Origin of the sequence: Roseateles puraquae (assembly GCF_002205845.1) — a bacterium.
Taxonomy (GTDB): domain Bacteria; phylum Pseudomonadota; class Gammaproteobacteria; order Burkholderiales; family Burkholderiaceae_C; genus Pelomonas; species Pelomonas puraquae.
Genome location: NZ_NISI01000005.1, coordinates 184,317 through 204,849 on the forward strand (window position 1 = coordinate 184,317; position 20,533 = coordinate 204,849).

General features: G+C 70.7%; 18 protein-coding genes. 10 read left to right on the forward strand and 8 right to left on the reverse strand.

Features of this window, described 5'->3' with window-relative positions; genetic code table 11:
• Nucleotides 1-23 precede the first annotated feature (23 nt).
• From CDO81_RS13435 to hutU, 3 genes are read right to left on the reverse strand one after another with little or no spacing between them, the layout of a single operon-like run.
• Nucleotides 24-773: a hypothetical protein gene (locus CDO81_RS13435; protein ID WP_088483731.1), complete on the reverse strand. Its 750-nt coding sequence runs from the start codon at nucleotides 771-773 to the stop codon at nucleotides 24-26.
• Nucleotides 774-829: 56 nt separating this feature from the next.
• Nucleotides 830-2,335, reverse strand: a complete 1,506-nt coding sequence (gene hutH / locus CDO81_RS13440; protein ID WP_088483732.1) for a histidine ammonia-lyase — start codon at nucleotides 2,333-2,335, stop codon at nucleotides 830-832.
• Complete coding sequence (hutU, locus tag CDO81_RS13445; RefSeq protein WP_088483733.1) at nucleotides 2,332-3,993, reverse strand: urocanate hydratase; 1,662 nt, start codon at nucleotides 3,991-3,993, stop codon at nucleotides 2,332-2,334. Before hutU ends, hutH begins: the two co-directional genes overlap by 4 nt.
• Nucleotides 3,994-4,059: 66 nt before the next feature.
• Between hutU and hutC the strand changes: the two genes are divergently transcribed.
• From hutC to CDO81_RS13480, 7 genes are all read left to right on the forward strand, one after another.
• Nucleotides 4,060-4,776, forward strand: a complete 717-nt coding sequence (gene hutC / locus CDO81_RS13450) for a histidine utilization repressor (RefSeq protein ID WP_088483734.1) — start codon at nucleotides 4,060-4,062, stop codon at nucleotides 4,774-4,776.
• Nucleotides 4,777-4,843: 67 nt separating this feature from the next.
• The gene (locus tag CDO81_RS13455) at nucleotides 4,844-5,383 is read left to right on the forward strand and encodes a HutD/Ves family protein (RefSeq protein WP_158218271.1); all 540 of its coding nucleotides are present in this window, start codon (nucleotides 4,844-4,846) and stop codon (nucleotides 5,381-5,383) included.
• Nucleotides 5,384-5,387: 4 nt separating this feature from the next.
• Nucleotides 5,388-6,587 carry an imidazolonepropionase gene (gene hutI / locus CDO81_RS13460; protein ID WP_241516992.1) on the forward strand — a complete coding sequence of 400 codons (1,200 nt, stop codon included), beginning with the start codon at nucleotides 5,388-5,390 and terminating at the stop codon, nucleotides 6,585-6,587.
• The gene (hutG, locus tag CDO81_RS13465) at nucleotides 6,584-7,384 is read left to right on the forward strand and encodes an N-formylglutamate deformylase (RefSeq protein ID WP_088483737.1); all 801 of its coding nucleotides are present in this window, start codon (nucleotides 6,584-6,586) and stop codon (nucleotides 7,382-7,384) included. The genes hutI and hutG overlap by 4 nt, the downstream gene beginning before the upstream one ends.
• The gene (gene hutF, locus CDO81_RS13470; protein WP_088483738.1) at nucleotides 7,372-8,757 is read left to right on the forward strand and encodes a formimidoylglutamate deiminase; all 1,386 of its coding nucleotides are present in this window, start codon (nucleotides 7,372-7,374) and stop codon (nucleotides 8,755-8,757) included. The genes hutG and hutF overlap by 13 nt, the downstream gene beginning before the upstream one ends.
• A gap of 58 nt (nucleotides 8,758-8,815) precedes the next feature.
• Entirely contained in the window at nucleotides 8,816-10,369 is a 1,554-nt protein-coding gene (locus CDO81_RS29135) for a methyl-accepting chemotaxis protein (protein WP_088483739.1), read from the forward strand.
• 157 nt (nucleotides 10,370-10,526) lie between these two features.
• The gene (locus tag CDO81_RS13480) at nucleotides 10,527-10,808 is read left to right on the forward strand and encodes a 2TM domain-containing protein (RefSeq protein WP_144397240.1); all 282 of its coding nucleotides are present in this window, start codon (nucleotides 10,527-10,529) and stop codon (nucleotides 10,806-10,808) included.
• A 27-nt stretch (nucleotides 10,809-10,835) separates the two neighbouring features.
• On the opposite strand, the gene CDO81_RS13485 is transcribed toward CDO81_RS13480, so the two are convergent.
• The 5 genes from CDO81_RS13485 to CDO81_RS13505 all read right to left on the reverse strand — a co-directional run bounded on the left by CDO81_RS13485 (nucleotide 10,836) and on the right by CDO81_RS13505 (nucleotide 18,289).
• Nucleotides 10,836-13,922, reverse strand: coding sequence for an efflux RND transporter permease subunit (locus tag CDO81_RS13485; RefSeq protein ID WP_088483741.1), 3,087 nt, complete (start codon nucleotides 13,920-13,922; stop codon nucleotides 10,836-10,838).
• A 13-nt stretch (nucleotides 13,923-13,935) separates the two neighbouring features.
• Nucleotides 13,936-15,042, reverse strand: coding sequence for an efflux RND transporter periplasmic adaptor subunit (locus tag CDO81_RS13490; protein WP_088483742.1), 1,107 nt, complete (start codon nucleotides 15,040-15,042; stop codon nucleotides 13,936-13,938).
• Between the two features lie 2 nt (nucleotides 15,043-15,044).
• A complete protein-coding gene (locus CDO81_RS13495; protein ID WP_088483743.1) occupies nucleotides 15,045-16,496 on the reverse strand; it encodes an efflux transporter outer membrane subunit in 1,452 nt (483 codons plus the stop codon).
• Nucleotides 16,493-17,143, reverse strand: coding sequence for a TetR/AcrR family transcriptional regulator (locus tag CDO81_RS13500; RefSeq protein ID WP_088483744.1), 651 nt, complete (start codon nucleotides 17,141-17,143; stop codon nucleotides 16,493-16,495). The genes CDO81_RS13495 and CDO81_RS13500 overlap by 4 nt, the downstream gene beginning before the upstream one ends.
• 117 nt (nucleotides 17,144-17,260) lie before the next feature.
• Entirely contained in the window at nucleotides 17,261-18,289 is a 1,029-nt protein-coding gene (locus CDO81_RS13505; RefSeq protein ID WP_241516993.1) for an asparaginase, read from the reverse strand.
• A 202-nt stretch (nucleotides 18,290-18,491) separates the two neighbouring features.
• On the opposite strand from CDO81_RS13505, the gene CDO81_RS13510 reads away from it, so the two are divergent.
• From CDO81_RS13510 to CDO81_RS13520, 3 genes are read left to right on the forward strand one after another with little or no spacing between them, the layout of a single operon-like run.
• Nucleotides 18,492-19,421, forward strand: coding sequence for a PEP-CTERM sorting domain-containing protein (locus CDO81_RS13510; RefSeq protein WP_088483746.1), 930 nt, complete (start codon nucleotides 18,492-18,494; stop codon nucleotides 19,419-19,421).
• 49 nt (nucleotides 19,422-19,470) lie between these two features.
• The gene (locus CDO81_RS13515; RefSeq protein WP_088483747.1) at nucleotides 19,471-19,995 is read left to right on the forward strand and encodes a hypothetical protein; all 525 of its coding nucleotides are present in this window, start codon (nucleotides 19,471-19,473) and stop codon (nucleotides 19,993-19,995) included.
• Between the two features lie 10 nt (nucleotides 19,996-20,005).
• A complete protein-coding gene (locus CDO81_RS13520; RefSeq protein ID WP_144397241.1) occupies nucleotides 20,006-20,533 on the forward strand; it encodes a hypothetical protein in 528 nt (175 codons plus the stop codon).

Below are 20,533 nucleotides of genomic sequence, written 5' to 3' on the forward strand. Positions count from 1 at the left end.
CGCGCCGGCCGGCATGCCAGCCGTCATGGGGGCGGGCTGGCGCGCACCTGGGCGTCGAAGCGCTGCAGCCAGGCCGGCGGCACCTTCAGGCTGCAGGCCAGGTGGCGGCGCGGCGGCGGCGGCATGCCGGGCAGCAGCACGCTGACCAAGTCTCCCGCGTCAGCCACGCCCTGGCGCTGCAGATCGCGCAGCTCCGAGGCCACGCCGATCGAGAAGTCGGCATGCCCGCGGGCCAGCATGGTCGACAGCCGCGAGGCCCCGGCGCTCGCTCGCACCGGCGGTGGGCGGCGCTGGGCGATCCAGTCGTCCAGCGGGCCCCCGTAGGCCACGCCGTCGTAGACGAGCAAGCTCAGTGGCGCAGACAGCACGGCCTCGCGGGCGCTGCCGATCGAACGCAACGTCGCCTCGGCCCGCCGCGCCGCGATGAACACCTGCTGCTCCTCCTGGTGGATGGGCAGGGAGAAGCGCGCAAAACGGCGGCGCTCCGGGGTGTCGAACAGGCCGAGCACGCAGAACGGGCGCTCATTGCGCGCCAGCTCCTGCAGGCTGCGCTTGAGCGGCACGGCCTCCCAGGTCAGCGCCAGCCCCGCCCGTTGGGCCCAGACCGTGGTGCGGCCGGCCATCGGCAGTGGGGGCGTGCCGTCCGGGCCGCTGCCTGGCAGCGGGATGTGCTGCACGGGCATCACGGCCTCCTGCGCCCGCAGCGGCGCCGGCGCGGCCATCATGGCGCTGAGCAAGGCGCTGAGCAGGGCGGGCAGGAGGTGGCGCAGCATGGGACAGCGGCAGGTGCCGCGCCGATTCTGCGCCGCTCAGGCCGCCGCTGGCAGCCTCACCCCCCGAACCCTGGTGCGCCCGGGGCCTTCAGCACGCCGGCCTGCACCAGCGCCGCGGCGCGCTCGATGTCGGGGGCCAGGTAGTGGTCGGCCGGCATGCTGGCGCAATCGGCCCGCAGCCGGGTGTGCAGGGCTTCCACGGGCGCGGAGCTTTGCAGCGGCCGCAGGAAGTCGATGCCCTGGGCCGCCGCCAGCAGCTCGATGGCGACGATGTGCGCCGTGTTGTCGATCATCGCGTGCAGCCGCCGTGCCGCGAAGGTGGCCATGGAGACATGGTCCTCCTGGTTGGCGCTGGTGGGCAGGCTGTCGACGCTGGCCGGGTGGGCCAGGCTCTTGTTCTCGCTGGCCAGGGCGGCCGCGGTGACGTGGGCGATCATGAAGCCGCTGTGCAGGCCGGCATCGGCCGTCAGGAAAGGCGGCAGGCGCGAGATGCCCGGGTCGATCAGCATGGCGATGCGGCGCTCGGCGATGGCGCCGACCTCGGCGATGGCCAGGGCGAGGTTGTCGGCCGCGAAGGCGACGGGCTCGGCGTGGAAGTTGCCCCCGCTGATCATGGTGTCGTCAAACACCAGCGGGTTGTCCGTTACCGCATTCGCCTCGCGGATCAGCACCTGGGCGGCGTGGCGGGCCTGGTCCAGCGCAGCGCCCATGACCTGGGGCTGGCAGCGCAGGCAGTAGGGGTCCTGCACCCGCTCGTCGCCCTCGCGATGGCTGGCCCGGATGGCGCTGCCGGCCAGTAGCTCACGGTACACAGCCGCCACTTCGATCTGGCCCGGCTGGCCCCGCACCGCGTGGATGCGCGCATCGAACGGGCCGTCACTGCCACGGGCGGCGTCCAGCGTCATTGCGCCGCTGGCCAGGGCCGTGGCGAACAGGCCCTCGAAGCGCAGCAGCGCATGCAGCGCGAGCGCGGTGCTGGCCTGCGTGCCGTTGATGAGGGCCAGGCCTTCCTTGGCAGCCAGCGTGAGGGGTGCCAGGCCCAGGCGGTCCAGCTCGCCGCGGGCTGGCATGCGCTGGCCCTTCACCAGCGCTTCGCCTTCACCCATCAGCGCCAGCGTCAGGTGGGCCAGGGGCGCGAGGTCACCGCTGGCGCCCACCGAGCCCTGCGCGGGCACGTAGGGGATGAAGCCGGCATTGAAGGCGTCCAGCAGCGACTGCACCACCACGCCGCGCACGCCCGAGTAGCCGCGCGCCAGGCTGGCGGCCTTGGTGGCCAGCATCAGCCGCACCACGTCGGGCGACATCGGTGCACCCACGCCCACGGCGTGGCTGCGGATCAGGTTGAGCTGCAGCGCGGCGAGCTGGTCCTTCGCGATGCGGGTGCTGGCCAGCTTGCCGAAGCCGGTGTTGACGCCGTAGACCGGGGCATCGCCCGCAGCGGCCGTGGCCACGCGCGCGGCGCTGGCATCCACGGCGGACCAGTCGTCCAGTTCGAGCCGCGCCTGGCCGGCGGCGATGTCGGCCAGTTGGGCCAGGGTGAGGTGTCCGGGGATGAGCTTCATAGCGAGGGCAGGTTCAGTTCGTGCTGGCGGGCGCAGGCTTGGGCGGTGTCGTAGCCGGCGTCCGCATGGCGCATCACGCCGGTGGCGGGGTCGTTCCAGAGCACGCGCGACAGGCGCTGCGCGGCGGCGTCGGTGCCATCGCACACGATGACCACGCCCGAGTGTTGCGAGTAGCCCATGCCCACGCCACCCCCATGATGCAGGCTCACCCAGGTGGCGCCGCCGGCGGTGTTGAGCAGGGCGTTGAGCAGCGGCCAGTCGGAGACGGCGTCGGACCCGTCGCGCATGCCTTCGGTCTCGCGGTTGGGGCTGGCCACCGAGCCGCTGTCGAGGTGGTCGCGGCCGATGACGATGGGCGCCTTGAGCTCGCCGCGTTTCACCATCTCGTTGAAGGCCAGGCCGGCCAGGTGGCGCTCGCCCAGGCCCAGCCAGCAGATGCGCGCCGGCAGGCCCTGGAAGGCGATGCGCTCGGCCGCCATGTCGAGCCAGCGGTGCAGGGCCGCGTGGTGCGGGAAGAGTTCCTTAAGCTTGGCGTCGGTCTTGCGGATGTCCTCGGGGTCGCCCGAGAGCGCCACCCAGCGGAACGGGCCCTTGCCCTCGCAGAACAGCGGGCGCACGTAGGCTGGTACGAAGCCGGGGAAGTCGAAGGCGTTGGTCACGCCCTGATCCTTGGCGACCTGGCGGATGTTGTTGCCGTAGTCCACCGTCGGGATACCCTGGGCCTTGAAGGCCAGCATGGCGCGCACATGGGTGGCACAGCCTGCGGCGGCTGCGGCCTTCAATTCGGCGTGGCGGGCCGGGTCGGCGGCGGCGGTCTTCCATTGTTCGACCGTCCAGCCCGGCGGGCAGTAGCCGTGGATGAGGTCATGCGCCGAGGTCTGGTCGGTGACGAGGTCCGGCTTCACACCGCGCTTGACCAATTCCGGCAGCACTTCGGCCGCATTGCCCAGCAGCGCGACCGACACCGCCCGCCCCGCCGCGGTGTGCGCGGCGATGCGGGCCAGCGCATCGTCGAGGTCCGTTGCCTGCTCGTCGACATAGCGGGTCTTGAGGCGGAAATCGATGCGGCTTTGCTGGCACTCGATGTTCAGCGAGCAGAAGCCCGCGAACGTGGCGGCCAGCGGCTGCGCCCCGCCCATGCCGCCCAGGCCGGCCGTGAGGATCCACTTGCCCTTGGCGATGCCGCCGAAGTGCTGGCGCGCGGCTTCGGCAAAGGTCTCATAGGTGCCCTGCACGATGCCCTGGCTGCCGATGTAGATCCAGCTGCCAGCCGTCATCTGGCCGTACATCATGAGGCCCTTGCGATCGAGCTCGTGGAAGTGCTCCCACGTGGCCCAGGCGGGCACCAGGTTGGAGTTGGCCAGCAGCACGCGCGGCGCATCGGGGTGCGTGCGGAACACGCCCACCGGCTTGCCCGATTGCACCAGCAGGGTTTCGTCGTCGTTCAGCTCGCGCAGGCTCTTCAGGATGGCCTCGAAGGCGTCCCAGTTGCGCGCCGCCTTGCCGATGCCGCCGTAGACCACCAGCGCGTCGGGGTTCTCGGCCACGTCCGGGTCGAGGTTGTTCTGCAGCATGCGGTAGGCGGCTTCGGTGAGCCAGCTCTTGCAGTGCAGCTGGCTGCCGGTGGGGGCTTTCACGGGGCGGGGCAGGGCGGTCATGACGTCTCCTGGAAGGTCGGGGGACTCTACTTGTCTATACAAGTAAGGTCAACTAGCATCCGGCCCATGTCCAGAGCCACGTCTCCCGAGCCGCAGTACCTCAAGGTCAAGAACCATCTGCGCGAAGGCATTGCCAGCGGCCACTGGGTGGCGGGCGACCTGCTGCCCAGCGAGGGCGCACTCGTCACGCAGTTCGAGGTCAGCCGCATGACGGTGAACCGCGCGCTGCGCGAGCTGGTGCAGGAGGGGCTGATCGACCGCGTGCAGGGCGTGGGCAGCTTCGTGGCCCAGTTGCACCGCATCTCCAGCACACTGAACGTGCGCGATGTGCATGAGGAGATCGTCGAGCGCGGCGGCCAGCACGAGGCGGTGCTGCAGGCCCTGGTGCGCGGCAAGGCCACGCCGCAGCAGGCGGCGGAACTGGGCCTTAAGCGGGGCGCGCCGGTGTTTTTGAGCCTGATCGTGCACCTGGAGAACGGCGTGCCCATCCAGTGCGAGGAGCGGGCGGTGAACCCGGCCTGTGCGCCCGACTACCTGTCGCAGGACTTCACCCGCATCACCCCCACGCACTACCTGCTGGAGGTGGCGCCGCTGTCCGAGGCGCGTTACATGATCGAGGCCGCGCTGCCCGGTGAGGTGGAGGCGCGGCTGCTGGGTATCGCCCGGCGCGACCCCTGCCTGGTGGTCAAGCGCATCACCTACAGCCGTGGCGTGGCCGTCACTTCCGTGAAATTGACCCACCCTGGCGCACGTTACCAATTGCAAGGGAGCTTCTCGGCATGAGCTGATCCGCACGGAGCTGCGGACAATGTGCGGTTGCCTGTACAGCCAAGAGCGCAAGGACAAGAACATGAGTTGGAGCAGGGTCATCGCGGCTGACGTAGCGCCGCAGGCCTGGAAGAACCAGGGTGGCACGACCCGCGAGTTGCTCGCGTGGCCCCATGCCCATGACTGGGCGCTGCGCATCAGCGTCGCGCGTGTGGAACGCAATGGGCCGTTTTCGGCCTACCCCGGCGTGCACCGCTGGATGGCCGTGATCCGCGGCGCCGGCCTGCGCCTGTTCGACTGGCCGCAGTCGGTGGGTGACGAGCCCCTGCGCTTTGACGGCGGCCTGGCGCCGGAGGCGGAGCTGATTCGCGGCGAGACCGACGTGTTCAACGTGATGGAGCGACGCGGCAACCTGGAAGTCGAGTCAGCCCACCACGTGCTGCTGCCGCGCACGCCCTGGGTGGGGCTCTTCACCGTCAGCGGTGGCTTGCTGGAGCACGGTCACCGCGCCATGCCCATGGCGCCGCTGACCCTGGCCTGGTGCGAGAACCCGGTGGCGCAGAGCTGCGTGTTCACCGGCGAGGGCAATGCCTGGTGGTTGACCTGGAGCGATGAGGCGTGAGGCCATGAAGCTCTGGCGCGGCGGTCTGCTCGCCACCCTGGCAGGCGACAGCGGCTGGGGCCTCATCCCGGACGGCGCCCTGCTGGTGGACGACGCCGGTCGGCTCGCCTGGGTCGGGCCCAGCGCCGAGGCGCCGGCGGCGGCGGAGGTGGTGGAGTTGCAGGGCGCGCTGGTCACGCCCGGGTTGGTCGATTGCCACACCCACCTGGTCTATGGCGGCAACCGCGCGCACGAGTTCGAGCAGCGCCTGCAGGGCGTCAGTTATGCCGACATCGCCCGGGCCGGCGGCGGCATCAAGTCCACGGTGGCGGCCACGCGGGCGGCCGGCGAGGCGGAGCTGCTGGCGTCAGCCCAGCGGCGTGCGAGAGCGCTGCTGGCCGAAGGCGTGACGACGCTGGAGGTCAAATCCGGTTATGGCCTGGAGGCGGCCACCGAGGCACGCATGCTGCGCGTAGCCCGGCAGCTCGGTGCGCTCGGTGTTGACGTGCGCACCACCTTCCTGGGCGCGCATGCGCTGCCGGCCGAGTTCACCGACGCGCAGGCCTACATCGACGCCGTCTGTGCCTGGCTCCCAGAGCTGCACGCGGCCGGCCTGGTCGACGCGGTCGATGCCTTCTGCGAGCACCTGGCCTTCAGCCCGGCCCAGGTCGCCTGCGTGTTTGAGGCGGCGCGGCGCCTCGGCCTGCCGGTCAAGCTGCATGCCGAGCAGTTGAGCGACCAGGGTGGCGCCGCTCTGGCAGCGCGTTATGGCGCCTTGAGCTGCGATCACCTCGAGTACCTGAGCCCCTCCGGCGTGCAGGCCATGGCCGCCGCCGGGACGGTGGCGGTGCTGTTGCCCGGTGCCTTCTACGCGCTGCGCGAAACGAAGCTGCCACCCATCGATGCCTTGCGCGCTGCCGGCGTGCCCATGGCCCTGGCCACCGACCACAACCCGGGCAGCTCGCCTACGCTGTCGCCGCTGCTGATGCTGAACATGGCCTGCGTGCTGTTCGGCCTGACGCCGGAGGAGGCGTTGCGGGGCCTGACGGTCAACGGCGCACGCGCGCTCGGGCTGCATGAGAGGGGGCAATTGGTCGCAGGTCAACGTGCCGATTTCTGTATTTGGGCGGCTGGACACCCACGCGAGCTGGCTGCATGCTTCGGGCACAACCCGCTGATAGAACGGGTCTGTCAGGCCGAACAGGCTCCACAGGGAGAACCATGAGCGTCTTTCGCCTCCAGCAGGGCCGCGGACCCTTGCTGATCAGCCTGCCGCATGTCGGCACCGAGATTCCGCCCGAGCTGCACGACCGCCTCGTGCCCCGGGCCCTGGCCAGCGAGGACACCGACTGGCATCTGGAGCGCCTGTATGCGCCCCTGGCCGAGAAGCTCGGCGCCAGCCTCATCGTGCCGCGCTACAGCCGCTACGTCATCGACCTGAACCGGCCACCCAACGATGCACCGCTCTACCCCGGCGCCAGCGGCGGCACGGGCCTCGTGCCCACGCGCTTCTTCACCGACGACCCCCTGTACCGCGCCGGCGCCGAGCCCGCGGCCGACGAAGTGGCCGCCCGCCGCGAGACCTACTGGCAGCCCTACCACTACGCGCTGCAGTCCGAGCTGATGCGCCTGCGTGACCGCCATGGCCGTGGCCTGCTGTTCGATGGCCACAGCATCCGCTCCGAGCTGCCCTGGCTCTTCGAGGGCGAGCTGCCGGCCCTCAATCTAGGCACCGCCGACGGCGACGCCTGCGACCCGGGCATGACGGCTCGACTGGCTGGTGTGCTGGCCGGGCAGGCGCAGTACAGCCATGTGGTCAACGGCCGTTTCAAGGGCGGCTTCATCACGCGCCACTACGGTCGGCCCGGTGACGGCCTGCATGCGGTGCAGCTCGAGATGTGCCAGCGCTGCTACATGGACGAGGCCGCCGACCCCGCCGGTGCCTACGACGAAGCCCGGGCGGCCCAGGTGCTGCCCGTCATCGAACAGCTGCTGCAGGAGATGCTCGCATGGCATCCCTGAAACGCCTGCACGCGCCACTGGCCTGGCTGGACGGCCGCTGGCAACGCAATGTCCTGCTGACGGTCGACGCCACGGGGCTCTGGTCGGAGATTGCGGCCGACCAGCCGGCGGCGCCCGACGCCGAAAAGCTCGCCGGGCCGGTCATTCCGAGCCTGGTGAATGCGCACAGCCACGCCTTCCAGCGCGCCTTCGTCGGCATGGCGGAGCGCCGCGAGGCCGGGCAGGACGACTTCTGGAGTTGGCGCGACCGCATGTATGCGCTGGCGCTGCGCATCTCGCCCGAGCAACTGCGCGCCGTGGCCACCCAGCTGTATGCCGAGCTGCTGCGCGGTGGCTACACCCAGGTGTGCGAATTCCATTACCTGCACCATCCCGCGGAGGGCCAGGCCTTCGAAGACGAACTCGACATGGCCTGGGCTCTGGTCGAGGCCGCGCAGGACGCGGGCATCGGCCTCACGTTGCTGCCGGTGGTCTACACGCGCAGCGGCTTCGGCGCGGCAGGCCTGCGGCCTGACCAGCATCGCTTTTCAGCCAGCGCCGACTGGGCCTGGCGTGCCTGCCAGCGCGTGCTGGCCGCCGGTGTGCCGCGGGTGAACGCCGGCGTCGCGCTGCATTCCCTGCGCGGCGCCTCCCCTGAGGACATCACCCGGCTGCTGCAGCAGGTCGGCAGCCATGACGTGCCGGTGCATATGCACATCGCCGAGCAGACGGCCGAGGTGGCGGACTGCCTGGCCGCCACGGGCAAGCGCCCGCTGCAGTGGCTGGCCGAAGCCGGCCACCTGGATGCCCGTTGGCAACTGGTGCACGCCACGCATGCCGAACCTGCGGAGATCGACGCGGTGGCGGCCCGCGGCGCCGGCATCGTCATCTGCCCCGGCACCGAAGCCAACCTCGGCGACGGCCTGCCCGACCTGCCACGCTGGCTGGCCGCGGGGGTGCCGCTCACGGTGGGCTCCGACAGCCAGGTCACCCGCGGCTGGGTGGAAGAGCTGCGCTGGATGGAATATGGCCAGCGCCTGGTGCTGCGCCAGCGCAACGTGGCGTCCTTGCCGGAGCAGCAGCCGTCCAGCGGCGCGCGCTTGTTCGACGCGGCGGTCGCCGGCGGTGCCGCCGCGGCGGGCTTCGCGGCCTGGGGCCTGAAGGCTGGCGCCCGGGCCGACTTCATCGTGCTGAACCGTGAAGCCGATGCGCTGCGCGGCCTGCCCGACGACACCTTGCTGGATGCCGTCGTTTTCGGCAGCAACGGCTCGCCCTGGCAGTCCGTCTGGGTGGCCGGCCGGGCGCGCCCCTGGCGGGCGCCACAGCGCGTGGGTGACGCCTTCGAAGCGGCGATGCGGGCGCTGTGGTGCGCAGGCGGCACTCCACCCACCTGAGCTTGGCGATCCAGCCCGACGCGGCTAGGCTTTGCGCACAACATCTGCGGAGGGTGCGATGAGGCTGAGCGATTTCACGATCAAGGCGCGGCTGCTCGCGCTGGCCGCCCTGGCGGTGCTGGCGATGGGGGTGGTGGGCATCCAGGGGCTGCGCAGCCTGGCCCAATCCAAGGCCGAGTTCGTGCACTACGTCGACAACGACGTCGCGGCTCTGACTCAGCTTGCGGGCGTGCGGGCTGGTGTGGGCAATCTGCGACGCTACGAGAAGGACCTCCTCATCAACCTGGCGGATGCCAAGGCCGTGGAGCGCTACCGCAAGGACTGGACCGAGACCTTCGCCAAGGTCGACGAGAGCCTCGCCCGCATGGGCAAGCTCGATCTGCCGCCGGATATCCAGCGCATGCCCCCGGAACTGCAGAAATCCCTGCAGGACTACCGCAGCGGCTTCTCGGCGCTGGTCGAGCGCCTGGCCAAGGGCGAGTTCGCCGACACGGCCGCGGCCAACCAGGCCATGGAGCCGGTGAAGGGCCCGGTGCGGGCGGTCGACAAGACGCTGGGCGAGATGACGACGCTGATCGACAAGCATTCCGACACCCAGGTGGCCGCGCTGGACGAGCACGAGCAGGCCATCCGGCGCAACCTGGTGCTGGTGGTGATCGTGGCGGTGCTGCTGCTGGTGGGCTACACGGCGGTGAACATCCGCTCCATCCTGGCGCCGCTGGCGTATGCGGTGCGCACCACCGATCGCATCGCCGGCCAGGACCTGAGCGAGCCGGTGCGGGTCGAGGGGCGCGACGAGACGGCGGCGCTGATGCGGGGCGTGGAGGCCATGCAGACGGCGCTCTCAGGCATCGTCGGCGGCGTGCGGCGCAGCACCGACAGCATCGCCCACGCCTCGCGCGAAGTCGCGGTCGGCAGCCAGGACCTGAGCGACCGTACCGAGCAGGCCGCGTCCAACCTGGAGGAGACCGCGTCGGCCATGGAGCAGCTCACGGCGAGCGTCACGCACAACGCCGAGTCGGCCCGCCAGGCCAACCAGCTGGCCACCGACGCGGCCGAAGTGGCGCGGCGCGGTGGTGCGGTGGTGGATGAAGTGGTGCAGACCATGGGCCGCATCAGCGCTTCGTCCAGCAAGATCGGCGACATCATCTCGGTGATCGACGGCATCGCCTTCCAGACCAACATCCTCGCGCTCAACGCCGCGGTGGAAGCCGCGCGGGCCGGCGAGCAGGGGCGCGGCTTTGCTGTGGTGGCCAGCGAGGTGCGCACGCTGGCGCAGCGGTCAGCCGAGGCGGCCAAGGAGATCAAGTCCCTCATCCTCAGCAGCGCCGAGAGCGTGGAAAGCGGCACGACGCTGGTGGCCAAGGCGGGCGAGACCATGCACGAGATCATCTCGGCGATTGCGCGGGTCAGCAGCATCGTCAGCGAGATCAGCCACGCGACCGGCGAGCAGAGCACCGGCATCAACCAGATCGGCCAGGCGATCGCCAACCTCGACCAGATGACCCAGCAAAACGCGGCGCTGGTCGAGGAATCTGCCGCGGCGGCGCAAAGCCTGCAGCAGCAGGCCGACGAGCTGTCCCGCTCGGTCGCGGTGTTCCGCCTGGGTTGAAAGGGCGCCTGGGGGAGCGGGTGAGGGGGCTCGGAGCCCGCCGTCCACGCCGCCGGCTGTCGATTCGGCGCCCGGCTTGGCCATTCGTCGCCAGCCGCTCGCGGCGGGGCGGGGTGCGGCGCACGATGCGCTCATTGACAACCCCACGGAGCCCCTCATGAACACCTCGACCCCCGACACCGACCTGCGCGCCCTCGCCCAACGCCGCGTGGACATCAAGATGGGCTTCATCGGCCACCTTTGCGTGTTCGCGGCCGTCAACGGCGGGCTGGCGCTGTTTCACCTCCTGTCCCGCGGCAGCTTCCAGGTGCCCTACCCGGTGTGGGGCTGGGGCATCGGCCTGCTCGCCCACGGCGTGGGCACGCTGGCCAGCCTCATGGGCACGGGCGTGCGCGAACGGCTGCTCAACGCCGAGATGGCGGCGCTGCAGAAGCGCTGAGGGCCAGGGCCGGCACGGCCCCCGGCGTCATGCCGCTGTCGTCTTGCCCGGCGCGAGGCGGCGCTTGCGGCTGAAGCGCTGGATCAGGTCGTCGACGATCTCGTAGAGCACCGGAATCACCAGCAGGCTCAGGAAGGTGCTGGTGATCAGCCCGCCGATCACGACGATTGCCATCGCGGCACGGAAGCTCGGGTCCGTGCCGAAGCCCAGCGCGATCGGCAGCATGCCTGCGCCCATGGCCAAAGTCGTCATCACGATGGGCCGGGCGCGCTTGTGGCAGGCATCCAGCAGCGCGTCCAGGCGTGACAGGCCGTGATCGCGCTGGGCAACGATGGCGTACTCGACCAGCAGGATGGAGTTCTTGGTCGCGATGCCCATCAGCATGATCATGCCGATCATGGCCGGCATGCTGAGGTCGGTCTGCGTCACGAACAAGGCCAGGATGGCGCCGGGGATGGACAGCACCAGCGCCCCGAGGATGGTGACCGGCTGCACCCAGGCATGGAAGAGCAGCACGAGCACGATGTAGATGCAGGCCACGCCAGTGCCCATGGCCAGCGCGAAGCCCTGGCCGAGCTCGGCAAAGGCCTCGGCATCGCCGATCTCCGCCTTGCTGACGCCCGGCGGCAGGTTCACCACGCTGGGCAGCGCGTTGGCGGCCGCCTGCACTTCGGACAGCGGCTGGCCGTTGAGCTCAATCTCGAAGGTCACGTTGCGCAAGCGGTCGTAGCGGTCGATCTGCGCGGGGCCGCTGGTCAGGCTCAGCTCGGCAACCTGGCGCACCGGTACCGGGCCGCGCGCGCCAGGCACGGTCAGCTCGCCGAGCAGGGCCAGGTCAGCCCGTGCGTGGTCGGGCAGGCGAACCACGATCGGCACCTGTCGCTGGGCCAGGTTGAGCTTCGGCAGGAACTGGTCGTAGTCGCCCGCGGTGGCGATGCGAAGGGTGTCGGCAATCGAGGCCGTCGACACGCCGAGATCCGCCGCCCGCGCGGCATCCGGCCGGATGATGAGTTCGGGCCGCTGCAGGCTCGAACTGCTGGTGACCTGGCCGATGCCGCGCAGGGTGCGCAACTCCTGTTCAACCTTGGCTGCGTGCGCTGACAGCTGCTCCCCGTCCTCGCCGGCCAGAACGAGCTGGTACTTGTTGTTGGAGCCCGCGAGGCTCACCTTGATGCGGGCGCCCGCAATGCCGGCGAGCTTCTCGCGCAACTCCTGCTCAATCTGCTGCTTGCTGGTGCCGCGGCGTTCCTTGCGGGGCGTCAGGTTGATCGTGAGGGCGGCCTTGCGGGCTTCGGGCGCACCTCCCATGGCGAAGGGGTCGGCGCCGGCGCTACCGCCGCCGATGGCGGTATAGACCAGCTTCACATGCGGGTGGGCCGCAGCCATGGCATAGGCCTGCTTGGCCACGGCCAGGGTCTCGGCGTACGTGCTGCCCGGCGGCAGCTCCAGGTTGATCTGGGTCTGGCTCAGGTCGTCCGGCGGCAGGAAGGCGCCGGGAATCTTCCCCAGGAAGAGCGGCGAGCAGGCGGCCATGCTGAGCGCCGCGGTGATGGCCATCGTCTTGCCCTTGTGCGTGAAGGCCCAGCGGGCCGCGCGCAGGTAAGCCGGCATCCAGAACGGCTCCTTGTGCTCGCGCTTGGGGGCGCGCAGCAGGTAGGCCGCCATCATCGGCGTGAGCAGTCGTGCCACCACAAGGGAGAAGAACACCGCGATCGACGCCGTCCAGCCGAACTGCACGAAGAACTTGCCCACGACCCCGCTCATGAAGGCAGTCGGCAGGAAGACCGCAATCAGCGTGAAGGTGGTGGCGATGACGGCCATGCCGATCTCGTCAGCCGCCTCGCGCGCTGCTTCCAGGGGCGTCTTGCCCATGGTGAGGTGGCGCATGATGTTCTCGATCTCGACGATGGCATCGTCCACCAGCACGCCGATGACGAGGGACAGCGACAGCAGCGTCACGACGTTGAGCGTGAAGCCCATCATCTCGATGATCCAGAAGGTCGGGATGGCCGACAGCGGCAGAGCCACCGCGCTCACCACCGTGGCCCGCCAATCGCGCAGGAAGAACCACACCACCACCACGGCCAGGAAGGCGCCTTCCAGCAGCAGGTAGACGCTGCCGTGGTAGTTCTCGATGACCGGGTCCACGAAGTTGTAGGCCTCGGTCACGGTGATGTCAGGGTGGGCGGCCTTGAGCTCCTCCAGCGCGGCGCGGATGCGTTCGGTCACCTCGATCTCGCCGGCACCCTTGGCCCGCACGATCTCGAAGCCCACCACCGGCTTGCCGTCCAGGAAGGCGCCGGAGCGCGTCTCGGCCACCGTGTCGCTGACGGTCGCGACCTGGTCCAGCCGCACCCGGCGGCCATCGGTCAGCGGGATGTCCATGGCCGCGAGCTGCTCGGCGCTTTGCACCGTGGCGATGGTGCGCAGCGACTGCTCGGCGCCGCCCAGCGTAGCCCGCCCGCCCGGGGCTTCCTGCTGCACCTGCTTGAGCTGGCGCGAGACCTCGGCGGCCGTGACGCCCAGCGCCAGCAGGCGCGACGGGTCGAGCTCCACGCGCAGCTCGCGACTCACGCCGCCCACGCGAGCCACCGAGCCGACCCCACGGACCGACAGCAGGCGCTTGGTCACCTGGTTGTCGACGAACCATGACAGGGCCTCGTCGTCCATGCGGTTGCTGGCGACGGTGTAGGTCAGGATGGGAGCGCCCGACAGGTTCATCTTGGTGATGACCGGGTCGCGCAGGTCGGCCGGCAGGTCGGCGCGGATGCGGCTGACCGCATCGCGCGTGTCGTCCAGTGCTTCCTGCAGCGGCTTCTCAAGCCGGAACTCGGCCGTGATGGTGGCCGTGCCGTCCTGCACCTTGCTGTAGAGATGCTTGAGGCCCTGGGCCGAGGCCAGCGAGTTCTCGATCTTGCGGGCCACCTCGGTTTCCATCTGCGCGGGTGCCGCGCCCGGCAGCGAGGCGGTGACGACGATGGTGGGCAGCTCGATATCGGGGAACTGCTGGATCTTCATCTTGCTGAAGCCGTGCAGGCCGGCTGCGGTCAGCATGATGAACAGCATGATGGCCGGCACCGGGTTGGCGATCGACCAGCGGGAGACGTTGAACATGGCGGCTCCCGGCTTACTTCTGGACCTGCACGGTGTCGCCGTCCGCCAGGAAGCCCACGCCGGACTCGACGACCGCCGCGCCAGCGCTCAGGCCGCTGCGGATCTCGACCCGGTCCGCTTCCCGGCGGCCCACCTGTACCTTGGTCTGGCGCACCTTGCTGCCGTCGATCCGGAACACGTAGCTGAAGCCGTCGCGCAGCAGCACGGCGGTCTGAGGCAGGGTCAGGGCCGGGCTCTCGCCGAGCACAAAGTCGCCGCGGGCGAACAGGCCGGCGCGCAGCGCCTCACCCGCCTTGAGGTCGACGTAGACCAGGCCGTTGCGGGTCTGGGTGTCGATCTGCGGAGACACGCGGCGGACGCGGCCCTCGACGGCGGGTGCACCACTGGGCGCAAGCCGCACGAGCTGGCCGGCCTTCAGCCGGGCCAGCTCAGGCCCCGGCACTTCGGCGCGCCATTCCAGTCGTCCCTGGCGCTGCAGCCGGAACAACTCCTGGCCCGGCTGCACCAGGGCGCCGGGCGTGGCGAGGCGGGCGTTGACGACCCCGTCGTCAGGCGCGGTGATCTGGGTGTAGGCCAGCCGCAGTTGGTCGGCCTGCACGCGCGCTCGGGCCGCAGCCACCCGCGCCTGCGCGGCCGCATCGGCGGCGAGCGCCTGGTCGATGGCCTGGGGTGACAGGGCGTCGCTACCCTGCAGCGTCTTCACGCGCTCGGCGGTCTGGCGCGCCTCGCGCGCCGAGGCCTCGGCTTCCAGCAGTGCGGCTTTGCTGGCCGCCAGGTCGGTCTCCAGCGTACCGGGGCTGAGCCGGGCGAGCAGCTGGCCCTTCTTCACCCGGTCGCCGACGTCCACCTTCAGCTCGGCCAGACGTTGGCCCCCAATTTCGGCGCCAATGATGACCTCCTGCCAGGCGGCGATCGAGCCGGTGGCAGAGAGCGTCTGGGGCCAGGTGCTGCTCTGGGCGAGCACCTGCTTCACGGTCAGGGCAGGCTTCGGTCCGGCGCTGGCCGCCGGGGCTTGCGCGGTGGCCGGGCCGGAGAGAGCCAGCACGCAGGCAGCCGCCAGGGCGAGCGTCAGGGCGGCAGCGGTCAGGACCGTGGGCAGGGAGGGCAGTCGGGTCTTCATGGTCAGCGGGCGGCAGGCGGGTTCGGGGCGGGGTTCGTGAGGGTGTCGGCGTTCCAGCCGCCACCCAGGCTGCGGTACAGGCGTATCCAGGCCTGCGCCTGCTCGGCGCGCACGCTGAGCACCGCATCGTTGGCGGCCAGGGCGTTGCGGAAGGTGGTGTTGCGCTGCACGCCGCTTTGCAGTCCGGCCTGGGCCTGGGCGAAGCTGCGTCGGGCGATGCCTTCCCATTCGCGGCGCACGGCCTCGATCTCGCGGGCTCGCTCGGCACTGGCGGCGAGGCGTTGCAGGGCGTCCTCCACCTCGGTCACGGCCAGCAGCCACTGCGCCTGCAGAGCCGCGGCAGCCTCGTCGGCGGCGGCCCGGGCGCTGTCGCCCGCAGCCACGAGCGCCCCACCATCGAAGATCGGCAACGTGAGGCTCGGTCCGAACGACCAGGTCGACCCCTGGGTGGTCTTGCCGCCAACGCGCAGCCGGGTGTCGCCCGCCATGGCCGCCAGACTCAGCTGGGGGTAGCGTTGCGCGTCCACGCTGCGGATCTGCTGCACGGCGGCCAGCCAGCGCTGGTGGGCGGCTGCCAGGTCGGGGCGCTGCGCCAGCAGATGGGCCGGCAGGGCCGTCACGTCGAAGCCCGGGGCGTGGGGCTGTGTGCGTCGCAGCTCGAAGCCTTCGGCCACCACGGGTGGCGGTGCGAGTTCGGCGGCCAGGGCGTCAGCGCGTTCGGCACAGAGCTGGGCCAGGCTGTGCAGCGCAATCTGCGCTTCGGCGCGCCACTGGCTGCGGGCGGCCGAAGCTGCGGCGCGGTCGGTGTTGAGCAGCGCGGCATCGCTGCTGCTGATGAGGCCTGCCTCGCGTTGCTGGCGGCCCCACTGCGCGATCTGCTCGGCGAAGCGCAGGTCCAGCTCGGCGGACTCCTCGCGCGCCTGCGCCAGACGCAGCTGCACGTAGGCCTGGGCCACGTCGGCAGCCAGACTGACACGGGCGGCGTGCCAGTCGGCCGAGGCGGCCGTGGCCTGGGCGGCGGCGGCTTCAGCGGCAGCCCGCTGGCCGCCGAAGAGGTCGATCTCCCAACTGGCACTGAACTGCACGCTGGCCTGGGTGCTGTCACCCGCCACGCCGTTGAGCGCGCGGCCGCGTTGCACCTGGGCGCCGATGCCGCCTTGCGGCAGCAGGCCGGCGCGGGCCTGTGCGGCGCTCGCCTCGGCCTGGCGGCGGCGCGCGGCCGCCTGGGCCAGCGTCGGGCTGGCGGCTTCGGCACGCGCGATCAGTCGGGCCAGTTGCGGGTCATCGAAAGCCTGCCACCAGGCCTGCAGGGCGGTGCTGCTGCCGTCATGCGGCAGCGGCGAGCGCCACGCAGCAGGCACCGCTGCCGGTGGCTTGGGGGGCGCCGGGGGCGGTGTCATGCAGGCGGTCAGGAGCGCCAGCAGCGGCGCGGCCAGGAGGGCGCGTGGAGTCATCGGGGCTGGGCGTGGCGTTCGCGTTCGTAGGCCACCAGGGCACAGCCCCAGTCAGCCAGGCGCACGCAGGTTTTCTCGAGCTGCGGGTCGTCGGCCAGCAACTCGGGGTGGAAGGCGTTCAGCAGGGGGCGCGACATGGAGTAGTCGTGCGCCATGGTCTGCAGGCCCATGGCCAACTGATGCAGGGCGGGAGTCGGTTCGTCCAGGCCTGCATGCCGCGCCAGCAGGCGGGCGAAGCGGTCGAACAGCGGGCCCACCTCCTGCGCCACCGTCTGCATGAAGACCGTGCTTGGTGCCTGCATTTCGCGAAAGAACAGCAGTCCGTGGCAGCCGTCATCCTCAAACAGGAAGGGGCGCAGGAAGCGGCAGATGGACTCGTGCAGGCTCAGGGCCGGATCATCGAAGCCTTCAAGTTGTGCCTTCAGCTCCTGCACGGGCTGGCGCAGCACCTCGGCGTACAGGCCATCCTTGTCACCGAAGTGGTAGTGGATGGCGCCAGGATTCACCCCGGCCGCTGCGCAGATCTCGCGCGTGGGCACCGCGTCCACGCCGCGTTCGCCGAACAGGCGCATGGCTTCAAGCAACAGGCGCTCGCGCGGCGGCAGCGGCGCGTCAACGGCGGCGGATGGAGGGCGCGGGGCGGGCATGGCGGCGGACTGTAGCAGACCAACCAAGCGCTTGCTTGGTTTGTTTTGCAGTCCTCGCCGGCGCGTGGAGCGTGTGTAGCGCGCGGGCTTGTCGCCAATCCCGGCACAACCGCGGCCTCAGGCCCTGATCGCGAGCGTCAGGGCGGGTCGAAGGGAGCCGACATCCAGCCCGCGCCAGTTGCGCAGGCGCAGGTGGCTGTAGCTGGCGAGCAGGTCGTCGTCGCTCTTCAGCAAGGCCGCCGCCACGGCGGCCATGGCGGCTTCAGCGGCGCGGGCAGCGCCGTCGTCGATCTTGAGGGCCACGCCGAGGCCGAGTTCAGGCAGGGCCGCGCAGTACACGCCCTCGGCCCCGATCTTGCAGAACAGGCGCTCGCCCCAGGCCTGCATCACGCGGGTGTCGAATCGGTCGGTGCCGCCCACCATGAAGGGCGCCGCGGCCGCCGCCTGACGCAGCCGGCGGGCCGCCCGCGCGTGGCCCTCGGACAGGCCCACGCCCGTGCCGCAGCGGGCGAAGGCCAGGGCCAGCGACCGCAAGGGCAGGGCATAGGTCGGGATGGAGCAACCGTCCGTGCCCCGGGGCGCGTTGTCGGCGTCGACGCCGGTCGTGGCCGACAGGGCCGCCGTCACTTCGCGCATCACCGGGTGTTCGGCCGCCACGTAGCCGCGCGCGAAAGCGGCGGGCTCGGCGCCCGCGTGGCGCGCCATCAGGCAGGCCAGGCAGACGAAGCCGCTGTGCTTGCCGGAGCAGTTGTTGTGCAGCGGCGTGGCCTGCTCGCCGCGGGCCGCCATGGCGCGCAGCACCGGCTCGCGGCTGGGCCACTGGGTGCCGCACTCCAGCGCAGTGGCGTCCAGCCCGAGCTTGGCCAGCACGCCCGCTGCGGTCGCCACGTGCTCGGGCTCCCCGCTGTGCGAGGCGCAGGCCAGCGCCAGCTCGGCATCGGTCAGCGCGAAGGTGTCGGCCGCGCCGCTGGCCACCAAGGGCAGGGCCTGCAGCATCTTCACGGCCGATCGCGGGAAGACGGGGCGGTCGATGTCGCCAAGGGCGGTGTGCACGGCACCGGAGGCGTCGACGACGGCGATGGCGCCAGTGTGGCAAGACTCGACGGCGGTGCCGCGCAGGACTTCGATCAGGACGGGGTTGGCCACAGGGGTCTCCGATAGCTTGATGACGGCGCCCGCCCCGACTGCGGGGGTCTTCCACAGCTCGCAGGCCAGGCATGACCCGGTCGCGGGGGCCGTCCCTAAGTCGTGGGCGCCGGCGCATTGTGCGGTGGACGTGGACCTGTCCCAATCGACTGCAGCCGGCACCAAGCCCGGCAGCGAACGAACCACCATTCGAAGGGGCGCCATGACACTGACCCGTGCACTCTCGGCCTGCAGTCTCGCCTGGGCTTTGCTCACCTGCGCAGCGACGTCGGTCCAGGCCGCGCCGACCTACAGCTTCGGCCCCGATGGCTTCGGCATCGGCCGTGTCTTCAGCACGGTCGCACCCGGCACTTCCACCTCACTCGCCACGCTGGGTGATGGCAGCGTGGCGTTCAACGGCGGCCTGGTGTACCGCGGCGCCACGGGCAGCTTCTTCGCCATCGGCAACGACGGGCTGGGTAACTCCAGCCTGGTGTCGTTCAGCGCCGCCGCGCCTGGGACCTTCACGCTGAACCAGGGCCTGTCGGTCGGCGGCTTCACCGGTGGGTTGGCCCTGGCGGGCAGCACGTTGTATGCGGTCAGCACCGACTTCAACGGCAGCAGTTCGCTCTACAGCCTGGACCTCACCGGCGGCAGCCTCACGCTGCTGGGCGCGCTCAGCGGGGCCCTGTACACCGGCCTGACCTTCGATGCCGACGACGGTCTGCTCTACGGCATCGCTGCCGACGAGTTCGGCATCGGCCGCTCGGTGCGGCGCATCAGCTTGGGCGGTGGCGTCAGCGATGTGGAGCTCTTTCGCCTCGGCGATGGCAGCGTCAGCTTAAACGGCGGTTTGGCGTACGACGACCAGGCCGACCTTTTCAACGTGATTGCCAACGACGCGGTGGCGACGAGCACGCTGATGAGCTTTGACCTGACCGGCTCGGCCAGCCTGACCGCACTGGGGGGCAGCTTCGGCTTCGGCTTCCTGAATGCCGGGCTGGCGATCGGGCCTGCAGCCGGTGGCGGCGGCGGAGCTGGCGAGGGCGGGGGCGGTGGCAACACCGTGCCCGAGCCGGCCACGCCTGCACTGCTGCTGGCCCTTGCGCTGGCCTGGGCGGCTGGCGTGCGCGCCCGGCGCGGCTCGCACTGAGCCGATGCCGCTTTCCTGCTTCCTCATTCCATTGACCGGAGACCTCGCCATGAGCCACTACACCTGCCTCGCTCGCCGCGCAGCCCTGGCCGCCTGCCTGCTGCCGCTGTCGGCCTTCGCCCAGTACTCCACGCCCATGCGTGATGTCGAGAACCCGGACCGCTCGCCCTACATGGAGAGCGGGTCCATGCAGATCGACCTCAACTTCCAGAACAACTTCATCCAGCTGCCGACGCCACCCGGCAAGCGCTATGTGATCGAGAACGTGAACCTCTCGTGCGCCTCGCCGTCCACGTCCGACAGCTTTCCGCAGGCCTACTTGTCGGTGCTGAAGATGACCACCAGCTCGTCGTCGGTCGGCTACACCCTCAGCCTTTCGCCTCTGGTGCGCACCGGGCCCGGCGCCTTCGGCGGCGCCGTCTGGACGAGCCACACGATCCTCAAGGCCTACTCGGACGCCAACGGGTTCAACCCCGATGGGTCCGGGGCCGTCTACGTGAACATCTTCCACTCCGATTTCACGGCCCGCCCGAGCTGCCGGGCCACGGTGACCGGACACACCATCACCCCCTGAGGAGTGGGTCATGAGAACCATTCCCTGTCGCCGGGTCGCAGGTCTGAGCTGGCTGATGGCCGCGTCCCTGCTGCCTTGCCTGTGCAGCGCGCAGATTGTGCTGCCCTCGCCCGACCAACCAGCACCGCGTCCCCTGCCCGACCCGCCGGGTCTCCAGGTCGTGCGCACGCCCGACGGGTCGTTGATCAAGCGCTTGCCGGGCGATGGAGGCTTGCCGGCCACTTCGGCTGCCCGCACCGCGAGCGCGACCGCGACGGTGCCCGCGGGGCTGAAGCTCGTCCAGAACGGCAATGTGCTGATGGCAGCGGGGCGTGAGGAGGCCGCTGCCGCGGTGCCGGGCAGGGCGTTGCCGCTGTCGGTCCGCCAGGTGGGGGACACCCGCGTGCTTGAACTGCGTGGGCTGCCGACGATCGGCTCGGAGCCTGCGTCGGCCGCGCAGGCGCTGCCTCGCGGGGTGCGTGTCGTGGACCTGCCCGCTGGGGCGCCCCTTCCCTTGTCGCCCGAACCCAACACCCTGTACCGCCGGCTGCGCGACTGA

Bases quoted from the DNA above. Each gene is read 5' to 3' on its own strand.
- CDO81_RS13435 (WP_088483731.1), bottom strand. From the start codon at position 773: ATGCTGCGCCACCTCCTGCCCGCCCTGCTCAGCGCCTTGCTCAGCGCC.
- hutH (WP_088483732.1), bottom strand. From the start codon at position 2,335: ATGAAGCTCATCCCCGGACACCTCACCCTGGCCCAACTGGCCGACATC.
- hutU (WP_088483733.1), bottom strand. From the start codon at position 3,993: ATGACCGCCCTGCCCCGCCCCGTGAAAGCCCCCACCGGCAGCCAGCTG.
- hutC (WP_088483734.1), top strand. From the start codon at position 4,060: ATGTCCAGAGCCACGTCTCCCGAGCCGCAGTACCTCAAGGTCAAGAAC.
- CDO81_RS13455 (WP_158218271.1), top strand. From the start codon at position 4,844: ATGAGTTGGAGCAGGGTCATCGCGGCTGACGTAGCGCCGCAGGCCTGG.
- hutI (WP_241516992.1), top strand. From the start codon at position 5,388: ATGAAGCTCTGGCGCGGCGGTCTGCTCGCCACCCTGGCAGGCGACAGC.
- hutG (WP_088483737.1), top strand. From the start codon at position 6,584: ATGAGCGTCTTTCGCCTCCAGCAGGGCCGCGGACCCTTGCTGATCAGC.
- hutF (WP_088483738.1), top strand. From the start codon at position 7,372: ATGGCATCCCTGAAACGCCTGCACGCGCCACTGGCCTGGCTGGACGGC.
- CDO81_RS29135 (WP_088483739.1), top strand. From the start codon at position 8,816: ATGAGGCTGAGCGATTTCACGATCAAGGCGCGGCTGCTCGCGCTGGCC.
- CDO81_RS13480 (WP_144397240.1), top strand. From the start codon at position 10,527: ATGAACACCTCGACCCCCGACACCGACCTGCGCGCCCTCGCCCAACGC.
- CDO81_RS13485 (WP_088483741.1), bottom strand. From the start codon at position 13,922: ATGTTCAACGTCTCCCGCTGGTCGATCGCCAACCCGGTGCCGGCCATC.
- CDO81_RS13490 (WP_088483742.1), bottom strand. From the start codon at position 15,042: ATGAAGACCCGACTGCCCTCCCTGCCCACGGTCCTGACCGCTGCCGCC.
- CDO81_RS13495 (WP_088483743.1), bottom strand. From the start codon at position 16,496: ATGACTCCACGCGCCCTCCTGGCCGCGCCGCTGCTGGCGCTCCTGACC.
- CDO81_RS13500 (WP_088483744.1), bottom strand. From the start codon at position 17,143: ATGCCCGCCCCGCGCCCTCCATCCGCCGCCGTTGACGCGCCGCTGCCG.
- CDO81_RS13510 (WP_088483746.1), top strand. From the start codon at position 18,492: ATGACACTGACCCGTGCACTCTCGGCCTGCAGTCTCGCCTGGGCTTTG.
- CDO81_RS13515 (WP_088483747.1), top strand. From the start codon at position 19,471: ATGAGCCACTACACCTGCCTCGCTCGCCGCGCAGCCCTGGCCGCCTGC.
- CDO81_RS13520 (WP_144397241.1), top strand. From the start codon at position 20,006: ATGAGAACCATTCCCTGTCGCCGGGTCGCAGGTCTGAGCTGGCTGATG.